The organism is Acinetobacter vivianii (assembly GCF_014635885.1).
GTDB lineage: Bacteria > Pseudomonadota > Gammaproteobacteria > Pseudomonadales > Moraxellaceae > Acinetobacter > Acinetobacter vivianii.
The window spans coordinates 411223-435409 of the sequence record NZ_BMDR01000004.1 but is presented as its reverse complement, the minus strand read 5'-3'; the positions used below and the strand labels follow the sequence as shown (position 1 = coordinate 435409).

Below are 24187 nucleotides of genomic sequence, written 5' to 3'. Positions count from 1 at the left end.
CATGTTTGAAAAGATTTTAATTGCGAACCGTGGCGAGATTGCCTGCCGTGTGATTCGCACAGCTAAAAAATTAGGGATTGCAACGGTTGCTGTTTACTCCGATGCAGATGCAAATGCACAACATGTCAAACTTGCCGATGAAGCGGTTTATATTGGTCAGTCCCCTGCAACACAAAGTTATTTACAAGCCGACCGCATTATTCAGGCAGCAATTGATACAGGCAGCCAAGCGGTGCATCCGGGCTACGGATTCCTTTCTGAAAATGACCAGTTTGCACTCGCTTGCCAACAATACAATATTTGCTTTATTGGGCCACCAGTGGATGCCATTTTAGCGATGGGCTTAAAAGCGACCTCTAAAGCCTTGATGGAAAAAGCAGGCGTTCCTTTAACACCGGGTTATCACGGAACCAATCAAGATGCCGACTTTTTAAAACAACAGGCAGAACGAATTGGTTATCCTGTTTTAATTAAAGCCAGTGCTGGCGGCGGTGGTAAAGGCATGAGTCTGGTTGAACGCAGTGAAGACTTTTTGCATGCCTTAGCCTCGTGTAAACGTGAAGCCAAATCGAGCTTTGGTAATGATGATGTCTTGATTGAGCGTTATGTGATTCAACCTCGACATATTGAAGTGCAAGTGTTTGGTGACACGCATGGCAACTACGTACATTTGTTTGAACGCGACTGCTCTGTACAACGTCGTCATCAAAAAGTATTAGAAGAAGCCCCTGCTCCACAAATGCCAAGCGAAAAGCTTAATGCAATGCGTCAAGCGGCTATTGATGCAGCACGTGCGGTAGATTATGTCGGTGCAGGTACAGTTGAGTTTATTGTGGAACAAGACGGTACGGCGTATTTCATGGAAATGAATACCCGTTTACAAGTCGAACACCCTGTCACCGAAATGATTACAGGTGAAGACTTGGTTGAATGGCAACTTCGTGTGGCTTATGGCGAACCTTTACCTAAACTACAAAACGAATTGCAGATTCACGGCCATGCGCTCGAAGCACGTATTTACGCCGAAGAACCAGAAAAAGGTTTTTTACCTGCCATTGGTAAAATTGACTATCTGCACTACCCAACTCAAAACCAATATGTACGTGTCGACAGCGGTATTGTTGAAGGCGATGAAATCACGACCTATTACGACCCAATGATTGCCAAACTGATCGTATGGGGTAAAAACCGTGAAGCTGCGCTTATTCAAATGCAACATGCGTTAAGCCAATTCCATGTCGATGGCTTAGGCAACAACATTGCCTTTCTGGAAAAGATTGTTCGTAGCGAATCGTTTAAACAAGCCAAGCTTGATACTAACCTGATTCAACGTGAACATGATTTTCTGTTTAACATGCAACAGACAAAACCTGAGATTATTGTCGCAGCGGCATTTATTGAGTTTTTAAGCAAACTTGATAACAATAGTTCAAGCCAAAAACAGCTTTGGCAGGCTCAACCACTTTGGCGTTTAAATATTGCTTATCAGCACAGTATTAAACTGAACTATTTAGATCAGAACATTAAAATTAAATTTGCCTCACATGAAGATGGCTTCACCGCTGAATATAACGGACAAAGCTACCCAATTTCAGGTCAATTGATTGATACACACACCGCATCTATTCAAATTGGTGAGACTCAGCAAAAGTTATCTTTTAACCAAAATCAGCAAGGCATTACCTTATTCCAAAATGGACAAAGCTACAAGTTTGCTTATATCCGCCAAGACTTTAATCAAGCAGATCACCAAGCCGATGAAGGCCACCTTAAAGCGCCAATGCCGGGCGTAGTCACGCAAGTGCTAGTAAGCGCCAATCATAGCGTGAAGAAAGACGATATTTTAATGACGCTTGAAGCGATGAAGATGGAATATACCATCCGCGCCCCTAAAGACGGCGTGATTGTAGATTCCTACTTCCAAGTCGGCGATCAGGTCAAAGCTGGCGATGAGCTTGTGGAATTTCAGCCTGCACAGGAGGAAGTTGCATGAGTGAGTTTGTCAAAATCGTAGAGGTTGGTCCCAGAGATGGACTCCAAAACGAAAAGCAGGCTTTAAGCGTCGAACAGCGCTTAAACTTTATTAACGACCTGATTCATGCAGGTCTGAAATCAATTGAAGTCGGTTCATGCGTTTCGGCAAAATGGGTGCCGCAAATGGCGCAGAGTGATGAGCTATTTAAACAATTACCGCAAACAACCGATGTGCAATTTAGCCTGCTCACGCCCAATATCAAAGGTTTTGAAACTGCTCAAACAGTAGGATGCAAAGAGGTTGCGGTTTTTACCGCAGCTTCTGAGAGTTTTACTCGTAAAAATATTAACTGCTCAATCGACGAGAGCTTTGAGAAATTTAGCGATGTCATGGCTGCTGCAAAAGCACATAATATACGTGTGCGCGGTTATGTCTCTTGTATTGTCGATTGTCCTTATGAAGGTGCAATTGCACCTGAGCAAGTCGTAAAAGTTGTTAAACGACTTTATGACATGGGCTGCTATGAAGTGTCTTTAGGTGAAACAATTGGCACAGCAACACCAAATCGTGTTCAAAAAGTCTGGCAAGCCTGTCTGGCTGAACTGGACAGCACCGTTTTAGCTGGGCATTTCCACAACACCTATGGCATGGCGATTGCCAATATTTATCAGTCTTTACAACAAGGCATTCGTATTTTCGATTCGTCTCTTGCAGGACTTGGTGGTTGCCCTTATGCCAAAGGCGCTTCTGGCAATGTTGCGACCGAAGATCTGTTTTATTTGCTATCACATATGGGCTTTGAAACTGGCATTGACCTAGAAAAGCTAATGCAAGCCAGCCAAAATATTAGTAATGTACTCAACCGAAAAAGCTTGTCAAATTATGCCAATGCCTATTGGCAAACAAAATGCGCTTAGCCATATATAGATTTGTATTCTCTTATTGTCAGGCAATATGCTTAATCAATTAAGCTTGATCAGAGCTTAACTTTCTCCCATTCTGCTCAAGAATTGGGGCTAAATCCCTCATGTAATTTTTTTGAAAACTTATCGATTATCTCTGTATGAAATGCCTCTTTCTAAAGAAGCATTTTTTTAATTTTAATCCTTATTATTCTTTTTCTACCACTCCTCAAAGAATTTATAAAAAATAATCCGTATCTTGCTGTATTTTTGGAGAAATATGTTGCTCGACCCACTCCAACCATGTCCTCGTTTTTACATCCACAAAATCCCGCGAAGGCAATAAGGTATACACCCCGATATCAGGAGAACGCCACGCTGGTAAAATACGGCGTAATCGCCCTGTGCGGATTGCATCAATCGATGAAAAAGTTGGCAGTAAGGCAATGCCCATATCCTGTTGAACTACATCCAGTAACAACTCAGGCGTATCGGCAATGAGTGGGCCATTGATATCAATCTGATACGAACAACTATTTTCACTGGTCAGATGCCATTGCGGAGTAATGGATGGATTGACCAAGCGTAAACAGGCGTGCTTCTGCAAATCATCCAGCGATTGAGGTTCACCATGCTTTTCCAGATAAGCAGGTGAAGCACATAACACCGAAAAAATCGTACCAATGCGACGAGCCACAAATCTCGAATCCGCCAGAGATTCTGTCAAATAGAGACTCACATCAATGCCTTTACCTAAAAGGTCAGGTACATTTTGTGAGGTTCGATATTCAACCGTCAGGTCGGGATAGGTTTGACAGAACTCCGCCATCATCGGTGCAAGATAGTGATGACCAAAACTGGCCATACTCAGTACCCGTAAACGTCCTTGCGGTTTTGTTGCCATGCCCATTGCCTGTGCTTCAGCTTCTTCCACCATGGCAAGCACCTGACGACACTGCTCGGCATAGGTCTCACCGATCTCGGTCAAGGCATGCTGTCGGGTTGATCGTTGTAGTAGTTTTGTACCTAAACGCCCTTCTAATTCGCTAATTAATCGCGAAACTTGCGCAGTTGTCAGTTCCATCTGTTCAGCGGCAGCCGTGAAACTCCCGCTATCAATCACTTTCAGGAAGGCATTCATTGCATGCAAGAGTCCACCATCAAGATTTTTGCGCATAACGTAAATATCTTTTTCTAAATTACGCATTGTTGCACCAGTTTGGATCAACCACAATGACATTAATGTACATACATTGATCAGGTCTTTTTTTATCCCGAACTGTTCAATCTTTTTAATTGTTATGTACTTACTCCAAATATTCAACCGGATGTTGAAAAAACAAGTAGTCAAAACTACGAGAATTCTAAGGAGATATAAATGAATATAGCGACAAAAGTTACTCCAAAAATGATCGTTACTAAAGATGTATCACTGGATGATAAATATATCAGTGATCACGGTTCAGCCTACATGACAGGCATTCAGGCACTCGTTCGGTTACCTCTAGCACAGACTCGCCGCGATGAATTGAACGGGTTGCATACAGCTGGCTTCATTTCAGGTTATCGCGGTTCCCCTGTAGGTAATTATGATAATTTCCTTTGGCAAATTGGAGGCATACTTAAAGATCATCATGTCGTCTTTCAACCCGGTATTAATGAAGATCTCGCAGCAACGGCCATTTGGGGCACGCAGCAAGCCAACCTTGCAGGCCAGGGAAAATATGATGGTGTCACTTCATGGTGGTATGGCAAAGGCCCGGGTGTAGACCGTTCAGGTGATGTACTACGTCATGCCAATCTTGCTGGAACTTCTGAACATGGCGGTGTGGTCGCTTTATTTGGTGATGATCACTCCTGTAAATCATCTACGGTTCCACACCAATCTGAACATGTCATGATTGGCTGCGGTCTTCCGATTTTCTATCCAACCTCAGTGCAACATATTCTTGATCTGGGTGTGCATGCCGTGGCAATGTCCCGTTTCGCTGGGGTATGGACCTCAATGAAACTGGTCAGTGAAATTGTAGAAACTTCGGCTTCCGTCAATGTGGATTTAGATCGGGTCATTCCCGTGATTCCAGAAGATGTGGACTTCCCTGCCGATGGTGTCAATATCCGCTGGCCTGATCATGGCATCCAGCAAGAACAACGCCTCTATCAACATCGCTTACCTGCTGTGCTGGCCTATGCACGTGCCAATCAGCTGAATCAAACCACTTGGCCTTGTGAAAATGCCCGCATCGGGATTGTTGCAAGCGGTAAAGGCTATCTCGACACCATTGAAGCTTTACGCATTTTAGGAATTGAGAATGAAACGGCGCAACAGCTTGGGCTACGGGTTTATCAAGTTGGGTTGATCTGGCCTTTAGAACCGCAAGGTATTCGTGAATTTGCCGAAGGACTAAAAGAGCTGATTGTGGTTGAAGAGAAACGTCCTATTCTTGAATCACAGATCAAAGATGAACTGTATTCCCTGCCTGATGAGCAACGTCCACATGTCATCGGCAAAGCAATTCATGGTAAAGGTGAATGGAGTACCTCCATCGAGGAAGCACCGCTGATTGGTCATTATGAGTTCCAACCCGAACCGATTGCCAAAATGCTTGCAGCACGTTTTCTACAACTCGATTTATCAGAGAATTTAAGACAACAAATTCAGAATCGCATCGATTTATTGCAAAAAGCAGAACAAGAGTCACGCCGTGTGCTGGATCTGGCAGACCGCAAACCTTATTTCTGTAGCGGTTGTCCGCATAATACCTCCACCGTGGTGCCAGAAGGCAGTCGCGCCCTAGGCGGCATCGGTTGTCACTATATTGCGGTGTCACTGGATCGCGGAACGGAAACTTTCTCGCAAATGGGCGGCGAAGGCGTGAGCTGGGCGGGTGCATCGCACTTTACCAATGAAAAGCATATTTTTGCCAATCTCGGAGATGGAACCTACTTCCATTCAGGCTATCTGGCAATTCGACAAGCCATCGCAGCCAATATCAATATCACCTATAAAATCCTTTATAACGATGCAGTTGCCATGACAGGCGGACAACATGTCGATGGACATTTGAGTGTCGCGCAACTGACCCGCCAGCTAGATGCGGAAGGGATTAAAAAACAGGTCATCGTAACCGATGAACCAGCGTTGATTCATGCAGAAGAACACCTTGCACCCAATGTAGAAATCCGCCACAGAAATGATTTAGATACCGTGCAACGTGAATTACGTGAGATTTCTGGTGTCACCGCTTTAATTTATGTTCAGACCTGTGCCAGCGAAAAACGTCGTCGCCGTAAACGTGATGCTTATCCTGACCCTGCTGAACGCCTTTACATCAATAGTGATATCTGTGAAGGCTGTGGCGATTGCTCGAAAAAATCAAATTGTCTTTCAATTGAGCCCGTAGAAACGGCTTTGGGCACCAAACGTCAAATTAACCAAAGCAGCTGTAATAAAGACTTTACCTGTGTAGAAGGTTTCTGCCCAAGTTTTGTGACCGTGCATACCCGTGATATGAAACGTCCAGCCAAGTTTGAGGGTTTTGCTACGGGCTGGCCTGAGCGTCCAATTCTTCCTCAACTTGATACAGCACCAAGCCGAATCATGGTCGGTGGTGTGGGTGGTACTGGTGTGGTCACCGTCGGCGCATTATTGGGAATGGCCGCGCATCTGGAAGGTAAAGCAGCACGCGTCATGGACATGGCAGGACTGGCTCAAAAAGGCGGTACAGTTTATTCCTATGTTCAATTGGCCTCAGATGACGAGCAAATTTCCGCAACTAAAATCCCTGCAGGTCAATGTGACCTTCTTATTGGTGCCGATGCAGTGGTGGCAGGCAGCAATGCGGCCTTGTCTCGTTTAAAACCAAATGCGATGGTCATTGTCAATGAAGATGGCTCACCGACATCTGACTTCATTAATAAACGTGACTGGTTTGCGCCAATTACGGATTTGATCAATCGTCTTCGTGGTCATGTTGATCAAGGTAAACTGGTGTCTTTACCTGCTGCGCGTATTGCCACCCAGGTCTTGGGTGATGCCATCTTTGCCAATCAGATTTTGCTGGGAATGGCATGGCAATCTGGTCAGATTCCATTACTGCGCGAAAGTATTGAAAAAGCCATTCAACTTAATGGCACAGCAGTTGAAAAGAATCTTGAAGCTTTCCGCGTAGGTTGTCATCTTGCAAGCGATCCAGATCTGGCGAAGCGTCTACTCGACAGTTTGCCAAAACAAAATGCACCGCAAACGCTGCCAGAACTGATTTATGATCGTTCAGTCCGTTTGCAAGATTATTGGAATGATGCTTATGCTGATACATATAGAAATCTTGCAGAACAAGCATCTAAAATGTTGCCTGAGGCGCTTGCAACCACAATCGCCACACAGCTGTATCGTGTAATGGCCTATAAAGATGAGTATGAAGTTGCCCGCTTGCTGACAGGTGCTAGCTTTAAAAAATCAATCGAATCACAATTCGGGCGTGGTGTGCGTTTATCCTATCACCTTGCACCACCGACACTAGGTACCAATGTACGCAAACGTATTTTTGGTTACTGGATGCGTTTCCCGATGATGCTACTTGCCCGCTTACAATGGCTGCGTGAAACTTTTCTTGATCCATTTGCACGTCAAGAAGAACGTCAACATGAACAAGCATGGCGTGATCGTTACATTGGATTTGTGAAAGCACTTGTTGCAGCACCACAACAGTATGATTTGAATGTGGCTGCACAAATTGCAGAGCTTCCTGCAGAAGTGCGTGGCTTTGGTCATGTCAAAATGCAGTCTATGCAAAGCGCAAATCAACGTTGGGATGAGCTATCTAAAGAACTCAGCAATAAAGGCTAATGCCTTAAAATAAATCACTGACTGGGCATGTCAAATAACAAATGATAGGCTCAGCCAGTCGATTCATAATTAAAAGTCGGTATGACTGAATGATAGCTTGAACTGAGGATATTCAGACACTAATACCCCTTCAAAGTGTCCACTTGATTTAACAATGCTTGCCCTTGAATAACACGCTGATCATTTTCTAAAATTTGGTTCACCACAACCGACCATGGTGCATGTGAAGCAACATGTGGCGTGATCACCACTTTTTCATGTTGCCAAAGTGGATGATTTTCAACTAAGGGTTCTTTGCTAAACACATCCAGAATCGCGCCACGTAAACGTCCAGAATCCAGATAATTTATTAAATCCTGCTCAACTAGATGCTGACCACGGCCACAATTGATGATACAGGCCTGTTCAGGAAGCAAATCAAATAAAGATTTTGATAAAATACCCTGATTATTTTCCGTAAGTGGCAATAAATTAATCAGAATTTCAGCCTGTCCTAAAAACGTGTCAAAGTCTTCATCACCTGCATAACAGCTCACATGTGCAATATTTTTCGGGCTACGAGACCAACCAGACACTTGATAACCCAGCGCAGCAAATTGCTTGGCCATATATCCGCCCATTTGCCCCAAGCCCATAATTCCAATTTTCAATTCAGCATGTTCTCGTTGTGGATACTGCCGCCAACGTTGTTGCCGCTTTTGTACAAATGCCTGATCAAAAAAACGTTGATAATATAAAACGCCCCATTGCAAATAATCGAACATTCCCTTTTGATGAAGCTGATCAACCACTCGGCATACTTTATATTGTGTGCCAATTCGATCTAAATTGAGGTGTTCAACGCCCGCCGCCATCGAATGAATCAATTTTAATTCAGGCAACTTTTCTAAATGATCTAAATCTGGAAACCACGACACAGCAGTCGTTGCATAAATCGCCTGTTCGCTGTCGGCTAGGCAATATGAGCCTTGCGGTGCGTATTGTAAAAATGCATCTTCAAGCCATTTTTGAACTTTTGGTACAGTGGTGGAAATCACAATCATGCGCAGTATTCCTCACGCTGCTGTTCAATTAAAGACAAGGCCGCATTCCAGGCATTTAAAATAATCTGTTCCACACCTTTTGATTCGAACTGCTTGGTTGTATGTTCACATACCAGTTCGGAAGGAAAATGCAATTCTGCCCCACCTGCAAGTGCCTTAATTTGCGCCTGACATGCACGTTCTAAAAAATAAATTTCATGAAATGCACGCTGTACACTATCGCCTGTTGCCAGCAATCCATGGTTTCTTAAAATCATGACACGATGATTACCCAGATCCTGCACTAGTCGTGTCCTCTCTTCAGTCGATAGTGCGACACCTTCATACTCGTGATAACTGACTTTTTTATAAAATTTTAGTGCGTGTTGCGATATTGGCAACAAACCGTGCTTCTGTGCTGAAACTGCAATTCCATCTGCGGTATGAGTATGAATCACACAGTGAACGCTGGGACGAGCGGCATGCAATGCTGAATGAATAACAAAACCAGCAACATTCACCGTTTTACCCGCATCATAATGTTCTACGATATTGCCTTCACCATCAATTTTAACCAAATCAGAGGCTTTCATTTTTTCGAATGGAATGCCGTAGTGATTAATCAGAAAATGTCCATTCTCATCTGGTACACGTAGGCTGATATGAGTATCAATAAGATCTGTCATCCGATAATAAGCAATTAACCGATATAAGGCTGCTAACTGACAGCGAGCATCCCATTCATTTGCCGATACAATCTCTTTTAGACTCATGTTATATCCCTATTTGAAGTACTTTCGACCTAAAGTACTGTTTTCATTTTCCAGAACTAAATATTATTAATATCTAATACTTCTAGCTAAAGTCTGGTTTTCTCTTTTCCATAAAGGCAGCCACTCCTTCTTTATAATTATCTGATTGTCCTGCAATACGTTGAAATTCACGCTCCAGTTGCAATTGCTCAACAAAACTGTTGTCTGTTGCGCAGTTTAAAGCTTTTTTAATCAATGCAATCGAACTACTGGGCTGCTCAGCTAACTGTTCAGCCAATGTGGTAACACTCGCTTCGAAAAGTTCATCTTCGTAAACCTCCCAAATCAATCCCCAATTCAAGGCTTTTTGAGCAGATAACTTATCACCCAACATGGTGAGCCCTTTTGCGCGGGCCAAACCGATCAAATGCGGTAAATTCCATGTGCCACCTGCATCAGGAATTAAACCAACTTTGCAAAAAGACTGTATAAATGAAGCAGATTGTTTCGCCACCACCAAATCACAGGCTAAAGCCAAATTCGCACCAGCACCAGCAGCCACACCATTCACAGCAGCGATTACAGGTTTGGTCATATCTGTAATTTTAAGTACCAGCGGATTATAGAATTTTTCTAAAGCCGCGCCTGCATCATAATCTGGTGCAGCAATGACATCATGACTTCTTGATCTTAAATCCTGTCCAGCACAGAAACCTTTGCCTGCGCCAGAAATCACAATAACTTTTACTTCCTTAGAAACCGCCCACAGGTCTAAAACTGCCGCAATTTCAAGGTGCATTTGTTCATTGAAACTATTCAGCACTTCTGGGCGATTAAGCGTCAAATAACCGACACGGTTGTGTTGACGAATCAAAATATGTTCAAAATCCATTTCTCGCTACTCTCTGAAAAAATTTACAATCCGTGGACCAGACTCAGAATGAAAAGGCGTCTTCATCAAGTTCCATCACTGACTCTGCTCCAGAAGCAATAGAAGCCGCATGTGCTTGTGTACGATGTAATAGCTTCTGAAAGAAGAACTTCGCTGTGCTGAGTTTGGCCTGATAGAATTTTTGTTCTTGCGTGCCTTCAGCCAGTTTTTCATGGGCAACTTGTGCCATACGTGCCCAAAGATAGGCGAATACCACATAGCTAGAAAAATACAGATAATCGACTGAAGCGGCACCAATTTCTTCAGGATTTTGCTTGGCTTTTTGTGCAACCTCTTCGGTGATGGATAACCATTGCTGCTTCAATTCAGCCAGTTTTCCCGTATAAGCAGACAATGCTGTATTTGACTGATTCATCGTAATAAACTGCTCAATTAAATCGGTCATATTTTTTAACAGTTTTCCTTCAGACTTCAGTACTTTACGCGCCAGTAAATCTAAAGACTGAATTTCAGTGGTGCCCTCATACAATGTTGAGATACGTGCATCGCGTACAATTTGCTCCATCCCGTGTTCAACAATAAACCCATGCCCACCAAAGACCTGTACCCCATGCTTGGCAGACTCATTCCCCGATTCAGTTAAAAATGCTTTGGCAATTGGAGTTAAAAAGGCCAATAATTCATCCGACATTTTTCGTTGCTCGGGATCATCTGAAGTCTCAACAATATCGACATGCTGAGCCAGAAAATAGGCTAATGCACGTCCACCTTCTGAAAATGCTTTTTGAGTCATTAACATGGAACGTATAGCGGGATGGACAATAATGGGGTCCGCATTTTTATCAGGACATTTTGCTCCAGATAAAGAACGCATTGCCAAGCGATCTTTTGCATAAGTTAAAGCACCTTGAAATGAAATTTCAGAAGCAGCGAGTCCTTGTACTGCGGTTCCAATACGTGCGGTGTTCATAAAGGTAAACATACAATTGAGCCCGCGATTTTCAGGACCAATCAAATAACCTTTCGCACCATCAAAATTCAGTACGCAGGTGGCATTGCCATGAATCCCCATTTTATGTTCAATCGCGCTACAGACGACTTTATTACGGTCTTCTAAATTACCTTCATCATCTACATTAAATTTAGGCACAATAAATAAAGAAATACCTTTAGTCCCTGCGGGTGCCTGAGGCAGACGGGCTAAAACAATATGAATAATATTTTCAGAAAGATCGTGTTCACCCGCCGAGATAAAAATCTTTTCACCTGTGATTGAGTAACTACCGTCTGGATTTGGCTCTGCTTTTGTTCTAATTAATCCAAGGTCCGAGCCCGCATGTGATTCGGTTAAACACATGGTTCCAGTCCAGACTCCGCTAATGAGTTTAGTCAAATACTGCTGTTTTTGTTGCTCAGTACCATGGTGTTCAATGGTTCTCATCGCGCCATGAGACAAACCTGGATACATTGCCCATGCCCAATTAGAACCACATAACATTTCAGAAATAGCGATCCGAAACAATGTAGGCAAGCCTTGCCCTCCATATTCTGGGTCAGCAGTTAAAGAGGTAAATCCAAGCTCGGCATATTTTTGATAGGCTTCTTTAAAACCTTTTGGCGTTGTGACTACGCCTTGATTTAAATGACACCCTTCCTGATCACCATTTTGGTTAATCGGTGCCAACTCATTTTCACAAAAATCTGCTGCTGCTTCTAAATATTGATCAATTAATTCTCGATTTACGCTTTCCTGATATTTGCTTAAACCTTGATAGTTCTGTTCTGTTTGAAGCATTTCATGCAGCACAAATTGCATATCGCGTAATGGAGCTTTGTATAAAGGCATAGTTTTTCCCTTTCACGTTACTGCCTGTGTGATAAGCAGATATCGTTTTTTCCTTGAATAGACTTTTATTGTTTCAATCTCACCAAAATATCAAAAAATTTCTTATAGCAAAATATATTTTCACTAATTTAATAAAATTATTGTCACCCAAATATAGATATAAAATGTAAGTTCATGTTTTAAAGTACAAATATTAGAAATAAAATAACGGATATTGTTTATAAGAATAATTTTAAATTTTGTATAGCAAAATTTTATTCCGTAAAAATGCAATTTATAGTATTGTGATTAGATTGCTTAATTATCCAAGGACGATTCATGGAAAGCCCGAAATACACAGGTCTTGAGTTTTTAACCGCTTTAAAAAATGGTGAGGTATCTCCTTCTCCTATGGCTCACACGATACCCATGGAACTCGTTGCAGTTTCCGAAGGTAAAGCGACTTATAAAGTTACCCCTCGCAAAGAACATAGAAATATACAAGGCGGTGTACACGGCGGCTTTTGCGCCACAGCTTTAGATACAGCAACAGGCAGCGCAGCTCATACATTACTTGAACATGGGGTTGGCTATGGAACCATTGATTTAAATGTAAAAATGATTCGCCCCATGCAGGTTGATACGTCTTACTATGCGACAGCCGAGTTGATTAATGCAGGCCGTAATATTATTAGTACCGAAGGTAAAATCGTAGATGAGAATGGCAAAGTGTATGCCTTTGCCTCGGCAACCTTAATGATTATTCGCAAATAATAAAGTTTTAAAGCTCCTGCTTATGGAGCTTTTTCTTGCTTTGCAATCTTGCCCATTTCATAAAAATCTAAGCGATCAATCAAGAAACTCGTTATTGCCATCGCCATACCTAAAGCAGCACACGCTTCCCATCCCCAATGTTTCCACGCATACACTGCAATAAAAGAACCTAAGGCGGCTCCACCAAAATATAAGGTCATATAAATTGAATTAATACGGGAACGCGCTTCCGCCGAAATTCGATAGACTAGATTTTGATTTAAAACATGAAATGCCGACAAACCGAAATAAGCCATAACAACCCCAACAGCGTAAGCCACCAGAGACTGCTGGGCAAAAAATAGCGGTATCCATGCACTTATTAATAGCCCCATACAAATCACTGCAATTTTATTTTCAAGCCCTGCCGCAATTTTCTTACCTGCCCAAGGGGTCGCAAATACGCCAGCCAGTCCAACAACTCCAAATAAACCAATCTGGAAATCGTTAAAGTGATAAGGCGCATTCGCCAAAATAAAAGTCATCGTGGTAAAAATCAGAGCCAAAATTCCAAAGCCAATTCCTCCGGCAAAACCACGGCGTAGCAAATGAGGCTGATGAGCTGCTAATGAAAATAATGAACCATAAATCTGTAGAATATTGAGTTGGTGGGATTTTCGCGCAACTGGCAACTTCATCCACATCACCCATGCAAACACCAAAATGACGATTCCGCTAATTAAATAAACCGCATGCCAAGACCAAACTGTAGAAAGTAAGCCAGCAATAGAACGTGCCAATAATATTCCCAAAAACAAACCACTCATGAGAGTGCCTACAACTTGAGGACTTTTTTGTGGGCTAGCTAAACCTGCGGCGAAAGGAACTAAAACTTGAGTTGCAATAGAAAAGAATGTTGCTAAGAAGGTAAAGCCATACAGTATGGGTAGAGACTGACTCAGTGATAAGCCTACTTGGGCAAAGCCAGTACAGCACATCAACAAACAGATATATCGCCGCTTTTCAAAAAAGTCACCTAATGGAACCAAAATAAAAAGACCAACTGCATAAGACAGTTGGCCAATGACAATGGTTAAAGCAACCTGCTCCGCATTCACCTGTAATGCATCTGCTATTGAATAAATCAACGGCTGGTTATAATAGTTTGACCCTGCACAAATACCACATGTCATTGCCATGATAAAGATAAAACTTTTTGACAGGAGATGTGCTGTATCAGGACGAGCTACTTTATCCATGTTCCATTGCCTTATTGTTAAAACTTATACATCGACACGAAGTTTAAACGCGATACATCCGCCGTTCTGCCATCAAATACCTCTCGTTTTCCTTGATGATATTCCATACCAATATCGATTTGCTCGGCAGGTGAATAGAAGACATTGACGGCGTAATCGGTTAAGCGTTTGTTGGCATCCTGATTTAGCTTGGCATATTCAGTGTTGTCATCATATTCAAATAGCGAAGCTGATACATTGGCACGCCATTGATCATTGAATTTATACGAATAACCAAGATTAAAACTGTTTAGCTTATTCATCATTAAATCGGTTTTATCCTGATCTAAAGAGAAATCCCCCGCTGCATTCAATGCGGTAGCATTCGCCAATCCACTTTGGGTGGTATAAGGCATGAACTTCTGATCACCTACAATATATTGATAGTTCGCCTGAACAGATTGCTGCGGATCAAGTTGATATTTGAGTCCCGCACCCGCACCCCAACTGACTTTTTTGACCGTCTCTTTTGCCACATCCACTGATTTCTCGTTCACAAAGCCTTGGGCCAATGCCATTAACGGTCCTTGCTTAAATGTATATCGACCCGTCAATGTTGGAAAAGCGGAAACACGTGACCCCGTATATTCAAATGCCACTTTCAAATCATGATTCTGATCAATTTTCCAGTCGTAACGCACCTGAGGTGTGCGTGTATACGATGTACCAATAAACTGGGTGTAATCGACCGATTCCGTTCGGGTTTCCATATTGGACATCAATGACCAAGTTTGACCAAAGGTCCAGTCTTTATAGGTAAAATAAGCATGGCGAATACGAAACTTCCCATCACCAGTTCCCATGTTAGAGCTATCAAAGAAATCGGCTTCAATATTTCCCGTCACATCTTTATTTGGGCTATTAAAATAAACACCTAATCGGCTTGCATTAATCATGGCATCCGAACGGGAATGGTTTGAGCGTTGCGCGCTTTCAAATGGAGTTCGATAGATACTGCTTGTGGTTCTACCGCCTGAATCTGGAGAAGACTTAAAATCAACTGCTGCATCTAGTCGGGCAATACCGTAAACCTTCACATTATCCGTCCAAGTGACCCACGAAGGAGCAATGGGCTTCTCTGTTACAGTCGCTTTAGTTTTTTCGATGTTCTCTTCGATCTTTACTTGTTTGACCTGTAAATTATTTTGAGTTTGTTTTTGAGCAGCAACTTCTGCTTTTAATTTTTGCAGCTCGGTTTCTAGCAAATTAATTCTTTGTTCTGTCGTATCTGAAGAATTTGCAAAAATAGTCCCTGAGGCCGCAGCGCAAGCTGCAGCTAAAATTAATTTTTTCATCTTTTAATCCTTAAAGAAGCGTTTTTCCGTGTGTATTTAGGCTACACGTGCATCGATTAGCTCACAGTCTGTGACTGCTTGTAATTCATCAAAACTAAGACCTTCCACCATTTCTGTGACATAAGCTTTTTGGTCTTTAAGTTCAATAATGCATAAATCGGTATAAATACGATTGACACACTGCTCGCCTGTCATTGGGTATGTGAGTTCTTTTACAATTTTGGACTCACCTTTTTTAGTGACATGTTCCATATAGACATAAATCGTTTTTGCGCCGACCGCCAAATCCATAGCACCACCGACTGCCGGTACATCATCTGCTTTACCAGTATGCCAATTTGCCAAGTCCCCATTTACCGCAACTTGGAATGCCCCAATTACGCAAATGTCCAAATGACCGCCACGCATAATGTCAAACGAGTCACCATGATGCATAAAGCATCCACCATCTAATAAGGTGACAAGTTCTTTTCCAGCATTCACTAAATCTTCATCTTCTTCCCCTGGTTGTGGCGGTGGACCAAAAGCCAAAACGCCATTTTCCGAATGTAAAAAGATTTCTTTGTCTTTGGGTAAAAATTTAGCAACGTTGGTCGGTAAGCCAATGCCTAAATTGACATAGGAACCTTCCGGAATATCATTGGCAATGAGTTTGGCAATATCTTCACGAGAACGCTTTTGAACTGACATTAGATATCTCCTACTTTTACAACGTGCTGAACAAAAATTCCCGGTGTAATAATGCACTCTGGGTCAAGCGTTCCTAGCTCTACGGTGTCATTCACTTGAACAATTGTGGTCTTGGCGGCTTTTGCCATAATTGGGCCAAAATTGCGGGCTGCTTTGCGATAAGTTAAATTGCCCCAGCGGTCGGCTTTATCGGCATAAATCAGTGCAAAATCAGCTTCAAGTGGATATTCAAGTACATAGTTTTTACCGTTAATGGTGCGGGTCTCTTTACCCTCGGCAACTTTAGTGCCATAGCCAGTCGGAGTAAAAATAGCCCCTAAGCCAGCACCCGCTGCCTGAATACGACATGCCAAATTACCTTGCGGAACCAGTTCCAACTCAATTTTTCCCGCTCGATATAAGTCTTGAAAAACGGTTGATCCAGCAGATTTCGGAAATGAACAAATCATTTTTTTAACACAGCCTGCAATAATGAGCTTGGTTAAACCACGATCACCAGAAGCCGCATTGTTATTTACAATGGTCAGTTCTTTTTTTCCTAAATCAATTAAGGCTTCAATTAATTCAGCAGGTTGCCCCGTTACACCAAACCCGCCTGTCATGATGGTTGCTCCATCAGGAATCGCTTTTAAAATCGGTTCAATGTCACTGGTGATTTTATTTATCATCTCACTTGTCCCTTTTCATCCTTAATTTAAGGTGACAGATTGATCTGTCACTCTGCCTTTTGGGGGTTAAATAGTCGGTCTTTGATAAATAACAATGGAATTACCCCGCAGATAAAATAAGCCGCAGCCATCACCAAAAGCCCTAAGCCAATAGAACCGTTCTGTGATAAATAACCAATTGTTAATGGAGAGAAAATAGAAAGCACTTTGCCAATGTTATAAGCGCCGCCCACTGCCGAACCTCGGATAGACGTCGGGAAGCTTTCTGTCATATAGGTGGCATTAATTGCGTATGGAATACCGTAAAGGAAACCGAAGAACAGCATCATCCATAAAATATTGGTTGGTGTATTTAAATAGACAATGACCGGAATAAATAAAGCTGTACCAATGGTTCCGAAAGCAAATACAGCGCGACGTCCTAATTTATCGGCAACAATCCCTGCAATTACTTTGGCAAACATCATAATCAGGAAAGTACCGACCATATACATGGCCATTTCTTTAAATTTGATCCCAAGATCAGACTCTAAATAAGCCGGTAACCAGTTACTTACGCCGTAATAACCAAACTGCAATGCGCCCGTACTAATAATCCAAAGCACAAACATAGTGCCATGTTTCTTATCTTTTAAAATTTCAAGATATGGGTTTTGACGTTTTTTAGGTTGGCTACTTTGAGCGACTTCTAACGCTTTTAATTGACGAGATTTTTTCCATGATTCAGGTTCAGGTACGCAAAAGTGCATTAAAACTGACAACACCACAGGCGTAATTGCAATCCAGTACAGGAAACGCCAACCATGTTCAGGAATAATATGCCCTGCCAATAAAGTCGCTAACAAAGAACCTAAGGTATAACCCGTCATAAGAGTAGCCAAAACAGTCGAGCGATGTTTGGTTGGCACCATTTCTGACATTAAAATATTACAAGCAATATAGAGCGCGCCTAAGCCCATCGCTCCAAAAGTTCTTAAAACTGCAAATTGCATATAAGAATCAGTAAAACCGAGTGCGCTGGTTAAAACTGAAGAATAAGCAATAAAGAACACAATAATGCGGACCCGCCCAAAACGGTCACATGCCCAGCCACCAATCAGGCCACCAATTGCTGAACCTAAAAGTGTTAAACTGCCTAACGTTCCAGCTTGTACACCGGTTAAATGAAATTCTGTTTTAAGACTGGTCAGGCTTAATGCCAAAAAACCTAAGTCGGCCCCATCACACAACAATGTTAAAAAAGCGAATATAAATGCGGTAATCCAAATTTTTTTGGGTGTCTGGATAGCTTCACTGCTAGCCGTATTTTGTGCAACTGTTTCTGTTGTCATGTCCATATCCTCTGAAGGAACATGAGGCATCCAATGCCTCATGGCATTTATTTTTTATTAGGTAGTCGCTTCCCTAATCATGTTCTTGGCAATAATAATTTGTTGAACTTGCGTGGTTCCTTCATATAAACGGAACAAACGTACATCGCGGTAAAAACGCTCAATTGCATATTCACTGATATAACCCGCACCTCCATGAATCTGTACACAGCGATCAGCCACGCGCCCACACATTTCAGTGGCGAACATTTTTGCGCAAGACGCTTCTGTACTAATGTTTTCGCCATTATCTCGGCGACGGGCTGCATCTAGGACCATACATTTAGCCGCATAAATCTCGGCTTTTGAGTCAGCAAGCATCGCTTGAATCAACTGGAAGTTCGCAATGGGCTGACCGAACTGTTTACGCTCAATTGCATAGTGCAATGCGTCGTTTAACATACGCTCAGAAACACCCACACTATATGCACCAATGTGCAAGCGCCCTTTATCAAGCACTTTCATGGCCGTTTTAAAACCGACACCTTCTACCCCACCAATCAATGCAGATGCAGGTACACGGCAGTTATCAAAAATGACATCGCAGGTGTGCGAACCCTTTTGCCCCATTTTTTGGTCAATTTTGCCCAACGTAATGCCAGACGTGTTGGCTTCTACCAAAAATGCAGAAATGCCACCCGACCCTTTAATTTCAGGATTCGTTCGAGCCATTACGGTAAAAGTTGCAGCATGAGGTGCATTGGTAATAAAACGTTTGGTGCCGTTTAATACATAAAAGTCGCCGTCTTTTACTGCGCTGGTTTTTAAAGAAGCCGCATCAGAACCAGATTCAGGCTCTGTTAAACAAAATGAACCAATAATTTCGCCACTTGCGTAACGTGGTAAATATTTTTGCTTTTGCTCTTCTGTGCCATCAATCAAAATCGCACTAGAACCAATACCATTATTAGTGCCAATTAAAGAGCGAAAAGCTGGTGAAGTTTGTCCAAGTTCAAATGCAACTCTGACTTCTTCTTCCATGGTGATGCCTAGGCCACCATATTCTTCTGGAATTGTGAGGCCGAACAAACCAAGCTCACGCATTTGCTGCACAATGTCATCTGGAATTTTATCTTTCTCTACCACTTCGTTTTCACGAGGGATCAATTCATTTTTTACAAAATCTCGAATAGTTGAAAGCAACTGCTCCAACATCCCTTCATCACGGATCATCTGTGATCTCCCTTTTTATGTATTTCCATCGTACCCATCAGCTATCTCCAGCTTGTCTGGATACCATGTTTTAAATCTTGTTTACTGCGGATGCGTTTCATAGTACGAGAACAAAAACACAAATTTCAAGCTTTTTTGAAAATTAATTTCGTTTAACGAAATTTAAAAATACACCCATTACGTAATATCAAATACTTAGATTGTTTCACAATTCATAATCGTTAGAACAAACTAAATAAGACTTGAAATAAATTCCAAAATAAGCATCATAAAAGGAATATAGTTTTGATATGCGAAACAAGGAATTCAAAAGTGAGTGTATTAACAGGGAATAATTTCGTAGAAATTGACTTTTCTATTCAAAAAGTAGCGATTGTAAAAATAAACCGACCTGAAGCAAAAAATGCACTGAATACAGAGCTTCGCAAACAACTAGCACAAGCTTTTACCGAATTAACTTTTAATGATGAGATCAATGCGATTGTGCTCACAGGTGGTGAAGAAGTCTTTGCAGCAGGTGCAGATCTAAAAGAAATGGCAACCGCAACGTCCACAGAAATGTTATTACGTCATACCGAACGTTACTGGAACGCGATTGCTCAGTGCCCTAAACCTGTGATTGCTGCTGTAAATGGTTATGCATTAGGAGGTGGCTGTGAGCTTGCAATGCATGCTGACATTATTATTGCAGGTAAAGGCGCAACCTTTGGTCAACCGGAAATTAAAGTCGGTTTAATGCCCGGTGCTGGTGGTACACAACGTTTGTTCCGTGCGGTTGGTAAATTTCATGCCATGCGTATGATTATGACAGGTGCCATGGTAAAAGCCGAAGAAGCTTATATCATTGGTCTTGTTTCACAGGTCACAGAAGACGACCAAACCATTCCAACTGCGATTCAAATGGCGCAAAGCCTAGCCAAAATGCCTCCTATTGCCCTGCAACAAATTAAAGAAGTTGCGCTGATGAGCGAAGACGTTCCATTAAATGCAGGCTTAACCCTAGAACGGAAAGCATTCCAGTTACTGTTTTCTACCGAAGATAAAAATGAAGGCGTTCAAGCTTTTATTGAAAAACGTAAACCGTCTTATCAAGGTAAATAATTTAAAACGATAATAACAAAGGAATGAAAATGAGTAGAAAAGTATTAATTAGTGCAGGTGGTTCAGGGATTGGACGATGCATTGCTGAAGTCTTTTTAAACAACCATGATGAAGTTTTCGTTTGTGATATTAGTGCTAAAAGCCTAGAACAATTTCAACAAGATTATTCTAAGCTGCATGTACATACGTGTGATTTGGCTGATCATGAGCAAATTAAACTCATGTTTAATCAAGCAATTCAGAAACTTGGTGGTATTGATATTTTAGTTAATAACACAGGCATCTCAGGCCCGACTGTTGCCGCAGATGAACTAAGTTTTGATGATTGGAACACGGTGATTAATTTAAACCTGAATAGCACTTTTTTAATTACCCAGTTAGCCATTCCCCATTTAAAGAAAGCACAAGCAGGCGTGATTATTAATATGTCGTCTATTGCCGGCCGCTTAGGCTATCCGTACCGATTAGCCTACTCCACCTCCAAATGGGGGCTGATCGGCTTTACCAAAACGCTTTCTATGGAGCTCGGTGCAGACAATATTCGAGTTAACGCAATTCTTCCGGGTGCGGTCGATGGTGATCGGGTTCAACGCGTATTACAGGCCCGTGCCGATGTAGCCCATACCTCACTTGAAGAAGTGACTCAAAACGCACTGAAAAATCAGTCGCTCAAATATTTTGTAAATCCAAAGCATATTGCAGATTTATGCCTATTTATAGCCTCAGATAGCGGGCGCTCTATTTCAGGTCAAATCTTACCGATTGATGGTGATAAACAATGCTTAAGCTAAATCACCAAGCTCTATTTTTCATTTAATTTCAAATTTAGATTAATTATCAGGATGATCGACATGACTTATGATATTAAAAGCATGGCTGTGATTGGTGTCGGTATTATGGGCAGTGGTATTGCTCAAATTGCTGCACAGTCAGGTCATACCACTTATTTATATGATGCCAAAGCAGGCGCAGCAGAACAGGCTAAAGAAAAACTGGCTGCTACATTTCAAAAGTTAGTCGACAAAAATAAAATTACATCTGAGCAAGCAGCAGCGGCAAATAACCATTTAGTTGTTGCTCATCAAATTGAAGATTTAAAAAATTGCGACCTGATTGTAGAAGCAATTGTTGAACGTCTCGATATCAAACAAAGTTTGATGCAACAGCTTGAAGACATTGTTTCAGACAATACCATTTTAGCCTCAAACACTTCTTCTCTTTCTATTACAGCGATTGCGGCAAACTGCAAAAAACCTGAACGTGTTGTGGGTTATCATTTCTTTAACCCCGTTCCACTTATGAAAGTAGTCGAAGTCATTCGTGGTTTAAAAACTGATCCACTTATTATTGATGCCTTAAATGATCTGTCTCATGCATTTGGTCATCGCCCTGTTGTGGCAAAAGACACCCCGGGATTTATTATTAATCACGCGGGTCGGGCTTATGGAACCGAAGCGCTTAAAATTTTAAACGAGAATGTCTGTGACATTAGTGAAATTGACCGAATTTTACGTGACGGCGTTGGTTTTAGAATGGGGCCATTTGAATTACTCGATTTAACAGGCCTTGATGTTTCTCATCCTGTGATGGAGTCGATTTATCATCAGTACTATGAAGAAGCCCGCTACAAACCGAACCCGCTGACCAAGCAAATGCTAGATGCCAAACAACTTGGACGTAAGGTGAATCAAGGTTTTTATAACTACGAAACTGGTTCAAAAACAGGTGAACAACCTGCCAAGTTTGTAGAGCGTTTAACGCAATATCCAAAAGTTTGGATTGCGGCAGATTTCTTAGATGATAAAAAACAGCTCGAAGATTATTTAACTCAGCAAAATATTGCTCTAGACATCAACCCCAAACCTCAAACAGATAGCTTATGTTTACTCGCTTGTTACGGTGAAGACACAACCCAAGCGGCGACACGCCTAGGGGTTAATCCAGAACATGCTGTTGCTATAGACATGCTTTATGGCATTGCAAAGCACCGCACCGTGATGCCTTCACTTGTTACCAAACCTGAATACCGACAAGCCGCTCACTCTATTTTCAATCTAGATGGAAATCTGGTCAGCATGATTAATGAAAGTATTGGCTTTGTTGCTCAGCGTGTTTTAGCAATGGTGATTAATCTAGGCTGTGATATTGCCCAGCAAAATGTTGCCACGGTAGATGACATTAATGCCGCGGTGCGTCTTGGTTTAGGTTATCCGTTTGGACCAATTGAATGGGGCGATCAAGTCGGTAGCGAAAAAATCTTACTCATTCTTGATCGTATAACAACGCTTACGCATGACCCGCGCTATCGCCCTAGTCCGTGGTTACAGCGTCGTGTCGCACTTCATTTACCTCTTACTTTTACTCACGAGTCTTGAAAAGGAATTTCTCAATGTTAAATGCATATATTTATGATGGTTTACGCAGTCCATTTGGCCGTCATGCAGGTGAGCTTGCCTCTATTCGTCCTGATGATTTAGCTGCAACCGTCATTCAAAAGTTGCTTGAAAAAACTGGTGTGCCGGGCGCGGATATTGAAGATGTGATTTTAGGCGACACTAACCAAGCGGGTGAAGATAGTCGTAATGTGGCGAGAAATGCTCTGTTACTTGCAGGTTTACCTGTCACTGTACCGGGCCAGACGGTAAACCGCCTATGTGCTAGTGGTTTAGGTGCTGTGATTGACTCAGCACGTGCCATTACTTGTGGTGAAGGCGAACTCTATATCGCAGGTGGTGTAGAAAGTATGTCACGTGCTCCCTTTGTGATGGGTAAAGCGGAAAGTGCTTATAGCCGCGATGCAAAAATTTATGACACCACAATTGGCTCTCGTTTTCCAAATAAAAAAATTATTGCTCAGTACGGTGGACATTCAATGCCTGAAACGGGTGATAACGTCGCAGCCGATTTTGGTATTAGCCGTGAGCAAGCTGACTTATTTGCAGCTCAATCACAAGCTAAATATCAAAAAGCCAAAGAAGAAGGTTTCTTTGCCGATGAAATTACCCCAATTGAGGTTTTCCAAGGCAAAAAATTGCCACCTAAACTCGTTTCTGAAGATGAACACCCTCGTCCAAGCTCAACTGTTGAAGCACTCACAAAGTTAAAATCTCTATTTGAAGGTGGTGTGGTCACTGCTGGTAATGCCTCAGGTATTAATGATGGTGCAGCAGCCCTCTTGATTGGTTCAGAAGCAGCAGGTCAAAAATATGGCCTAAAACCAATGGCAAAAATCTTGTCAGCGGCAGCAGCTGGTATTGAGCCACGCATTATGGGTGCAGGCCCGATCGAAGCCATTAAAAAAGCAGTTGCGCGTGCTGGCCTTACTTTAGATGACATGGATATTATTGAAATTAATGAAGCTTTTGCTTCCCAGGTTTTATCTTGTTTAAAAGGTTTGAATGTTGATTTTAATGACCCACGTGTGAACCCGAACGGTGGTGCGATTGCGGTTGGTCATCCACTTGGTGCATCTGGCGCTCGTCTTAGCTTAACAGTAGCTCGTGAGTTAATTCGCCGTAAAAAGAAATATGCCGTGGTGAGCCTTTGTATTGGTGTAGGTCAAGGTCTTGCAATGGTGATTGAAAACGTTGCATAAACGTTGAACCCGATATCCATTCATCAC

At 42.1% G+C, this 24187-nt stretch carries 19 protein-coding genes; 8 read left to right on the top strand and 11 right to left on the bottom strand.

What is annotated here, in order from left to right; genetic code table 11:
- Position 1 precedes the first annotated feature (1 nt).
- Complete coding sequence (locus tag IEV36_RS10890; protein ID WP_005258279.1) at positions 2-1993, top strand: acetyl/propionyl/methylcrotonyl-CoA carboxylase subunit alpha; 1992 nt, start codon at positions 2-4, stop codon at positions 1991-1993.
- Positions 1990-2892: a hydroxymethylglutaryl-CoA lyase gene (locus tag IEV36_RS10885; RefSeq protein WP_005258282.1), complete on the top strand. Its 903-nt coding sequence runs from the start codon at positions 1990-1992 to the stop codon at positions 2890-2892. Before IEV36_RS10890 ends, IEV36_RS10885 begins: the two co-directional genes overlap by 4 nt.
- A gap of 223 nt (positions 2893-3115) precedes the next feature.
- Here IEV36_RS10885 and IEV36_RS10880 read toward each other — a convergent pair whose 3' ends face one another.
- Positions 3116-4054 (bottom strand): LysR family transcriptional regulator, encoded by a 939-nt coding sequence (locus IEV36_RS10880; protein ID WP_032810694.1) that lies wholly within the window; start codon positions 4052-4054, stop codon positions 3116-3118.
- Between the two features lie 201 nt (positions 4055-4255).
- On the opposite strand from IEV36_RS10880, the gene IEV36_RS10875 reads away from it, so the two are divergent.
- Positions 4256-7726: an indolepyruvate ferredoxin oxidoreductase family protein gene (locus tag IEV36_RS10875; protein WP_005258284.1), complete on the top strand. Its 3471-nt coding sequence runs from the start codon at positions 4256-4258 to the stop codon at positions 7724-7726.
- A 119-nt stretch (positions 7727-7845) separates the two neighbouring features.
- Here IEV36_RS10875 and IEV36_RS10870 read toward each other — a convergent pair whose 3' ends face one another.
- The 4 genes from IEV36_RS10870 to IEV36_RS10855 form a co-directional block, all read right to left on the bottom strand.
- Positions 7846-8769, bottom strand: a complete 924-nt coding sequence (locus IEV36_RS10870; RefSeq protein ID WP_005258285.1) for a 2-hydroxyacid dehydrogenase — start codon at positions 8767-8769, stop codon at positions 7846-7848.
- Positions 8766-9521, bottom strand: coding sequence for a class II aldolase/adducin family protein (locus IEV36_RS10865; RefSeq protein WP_005258287.1), 756 nt, complete (start codon positions 9519-9521; stop codon positions 8766-8768). The genes IEV36_RS10870 and IEV36_RS10865 overlap by 4 nt, the downstream gene beginning before the upstream one ends.
- Before the next feature lie 82 nt (positions 9522-9603).
- The gene (gene paaG / locus IEV36_RS10860; RefSeq protein WP_005258289.1) at positions 9604-10392 is read right to left on the bottom strand and encodes a 2-(1,2-epoxy-1,2-dihydrophenyl)acetyl-CoA isomerase PaaG; all 789 of its coding nucleotides are present in this window, start codon (positions 10390-10392) and stop codon (positions 9604-9606) included.
- Between the two features lie 43 nt (positions 10393-10435).
- A complete protein-coding gene (locus IEV36_RS10855) occupies positions 10436-12238 on the bottom strand; it encodes an acyl-CoA dehydrogenase C-terminal domain-containing protein (protein ID WP_005258292.1) in 1803 nt (600 codons plus the stop codon).
- A gap of 303 nt (positions 12239-12541) precedes the next feature.
- On the opposite strand from IEV36_RS10855, the gene IEV36_RS10850 reads away from it, so the two are divergent.
- Positions 12542-12991 carry a PaaI family thioesterase gene (locus tag IEV36_RS10850; RefSeq protein ID WP_155757685.1) on the top strand — a complete coding sequence of 150 codons (450 nt, stop codon included), beginning with the start codon at positions 12542-12544 and terminating at the stop codon, positions 12989-12991.
- Between the two features lie 20 nt (positions 12992-13011).
- On the opposite strand, the gene IEV36_RS10845 is transcribed toward IEV36_RS10850, so the two are convergent.
- The 6 genes from IEV36_RS10845 to IEV36_RS10820 are packed head-to-tail and all read right to left on the bottom strand — an operon-like array spanning position 13012 to position 19464.
- On the bottom strand, positions 13012-14229 hold the full coding sequence (locus IEV36_RS10845; RefSeq protein ID WP_005258296.1) for an MFS transporter: 1218 nt from the start codon (positions 14227-14229) through the stop codon (positions 13012-13014).
- 17 nt (positions 14230-14246) lie between these two features.
- On the bottom strand, positions 14247-15563 hold the full coding sequence (gene dcaP, locus IEV36_RS10840) for an outer membrane trimeric porin-like protein DcaP (protein WP_005258298.1): 1317 nt from the start codon (positions 15561-15563) through the stop codon (positions 14247-14249).
- A gap of 36 nt (positions 15564-15599) precedes the next feature.
- A complete protein-coding gene (locus IEV36_RS10835) occupies positions 15600-16253 on the bottom strand; it encodes a 3-oxoacid CoA-transferase subunit B (protein ID WP_005258300.1) in 654 nt (217 codons plus the stop codon).
- Positions 16253-16921: a 3-oxoacid CoA-transferase subunit A gene (locus IEV36_RS10830; protein ID WP_000608696.1), complete on the bottom strand. Its 669-nt coding sequence runs from the start codon at positions 16919-16921 to the stop codon at positions 16253-16255. Before IEV36_RS10830 ends, IEV36_RS10835 begins: the two co-directional genes overlap by 1 nt.
- Positions 16922-16968: 47 nt before the next feature.
- The gene (locus IEV36_RS10825) at positions 16969-18252 is read right to left on the bottom strand and encodes an MFS transporter (RefSeq protein WP_195805479.1); all 1284 of its coding nucleotides are present in this window, start codon (positions 18250-18252) and stop codon (positions 16969-16971) included.
- A 57-nt stretch (positions 18253-18309) separates the two neighbouring features.
- Positions 18310-19464 (bottom strand): acyl-CoA dehydrogenase family protein, encoded by a 1155-nt coding sequence (locus tag IEV36_RS10820; RefSeq protein WP_005258304.1) that lies wholly within the window; start codon positions 19462-19464, stop codon positions 18310-18312.
- Between the two features lie 312 nt (positions 19465-19776).
- Here IEV36_RS10820 and IEV36_RS10815 point away from each other — a divergent pair, with 312 nt between their 5' ends.
- The 4 genes from IEV36_RS10815 to IEV36_RS10800 are packed head-to-tail and all read left to right on the top strand — an operon-like array spanning position 19777 to position 24160.
- Positions 19777-20565: an enoyl-CoA hydratase gene (locus IEV36_RS10815; RefSeq protein WP_005258306.1), complete on the top strand. Its 789-nt coding sequence runs from the start codon at positions 19777-19779 to the stop codon at positions 20563-20565.
- Between the two features lie 29 nt (positions 20566-20594).
- Entirely contained in the window at positions 20595-21356 is a 762-nt protein-coding gene (locus IEV36_RS10810) for an SDR family oxidoreductase (protein WP_005258322.1), read from the top strand.
- 60 nt (positions 21357-21416) lie between these two features.
- Entirely contained in the window at positions 21417-22940 is a 1524-nt protein-coding gene (locus tag IEV36_RS10805) for a 3-hydroxyacyl-CoA dehydrogenase (protein WP_005258324.1), read from the top strand.
- Positions 22941-22954: 14 nt separating this feature from the next.
- On the top strand, positions 22955-24160 hold the full coding sequence (locus IEV36_RS10800) for a 3-oxoadipyl-CoA thiolase (RefSeq protein WP_005258326.1): 1206 nt from the start codon (positions 22955-22957) through the stop codon (positions 24158-24160).
- Positions 24161-24187: the final 27 nt, after the last annotated feature.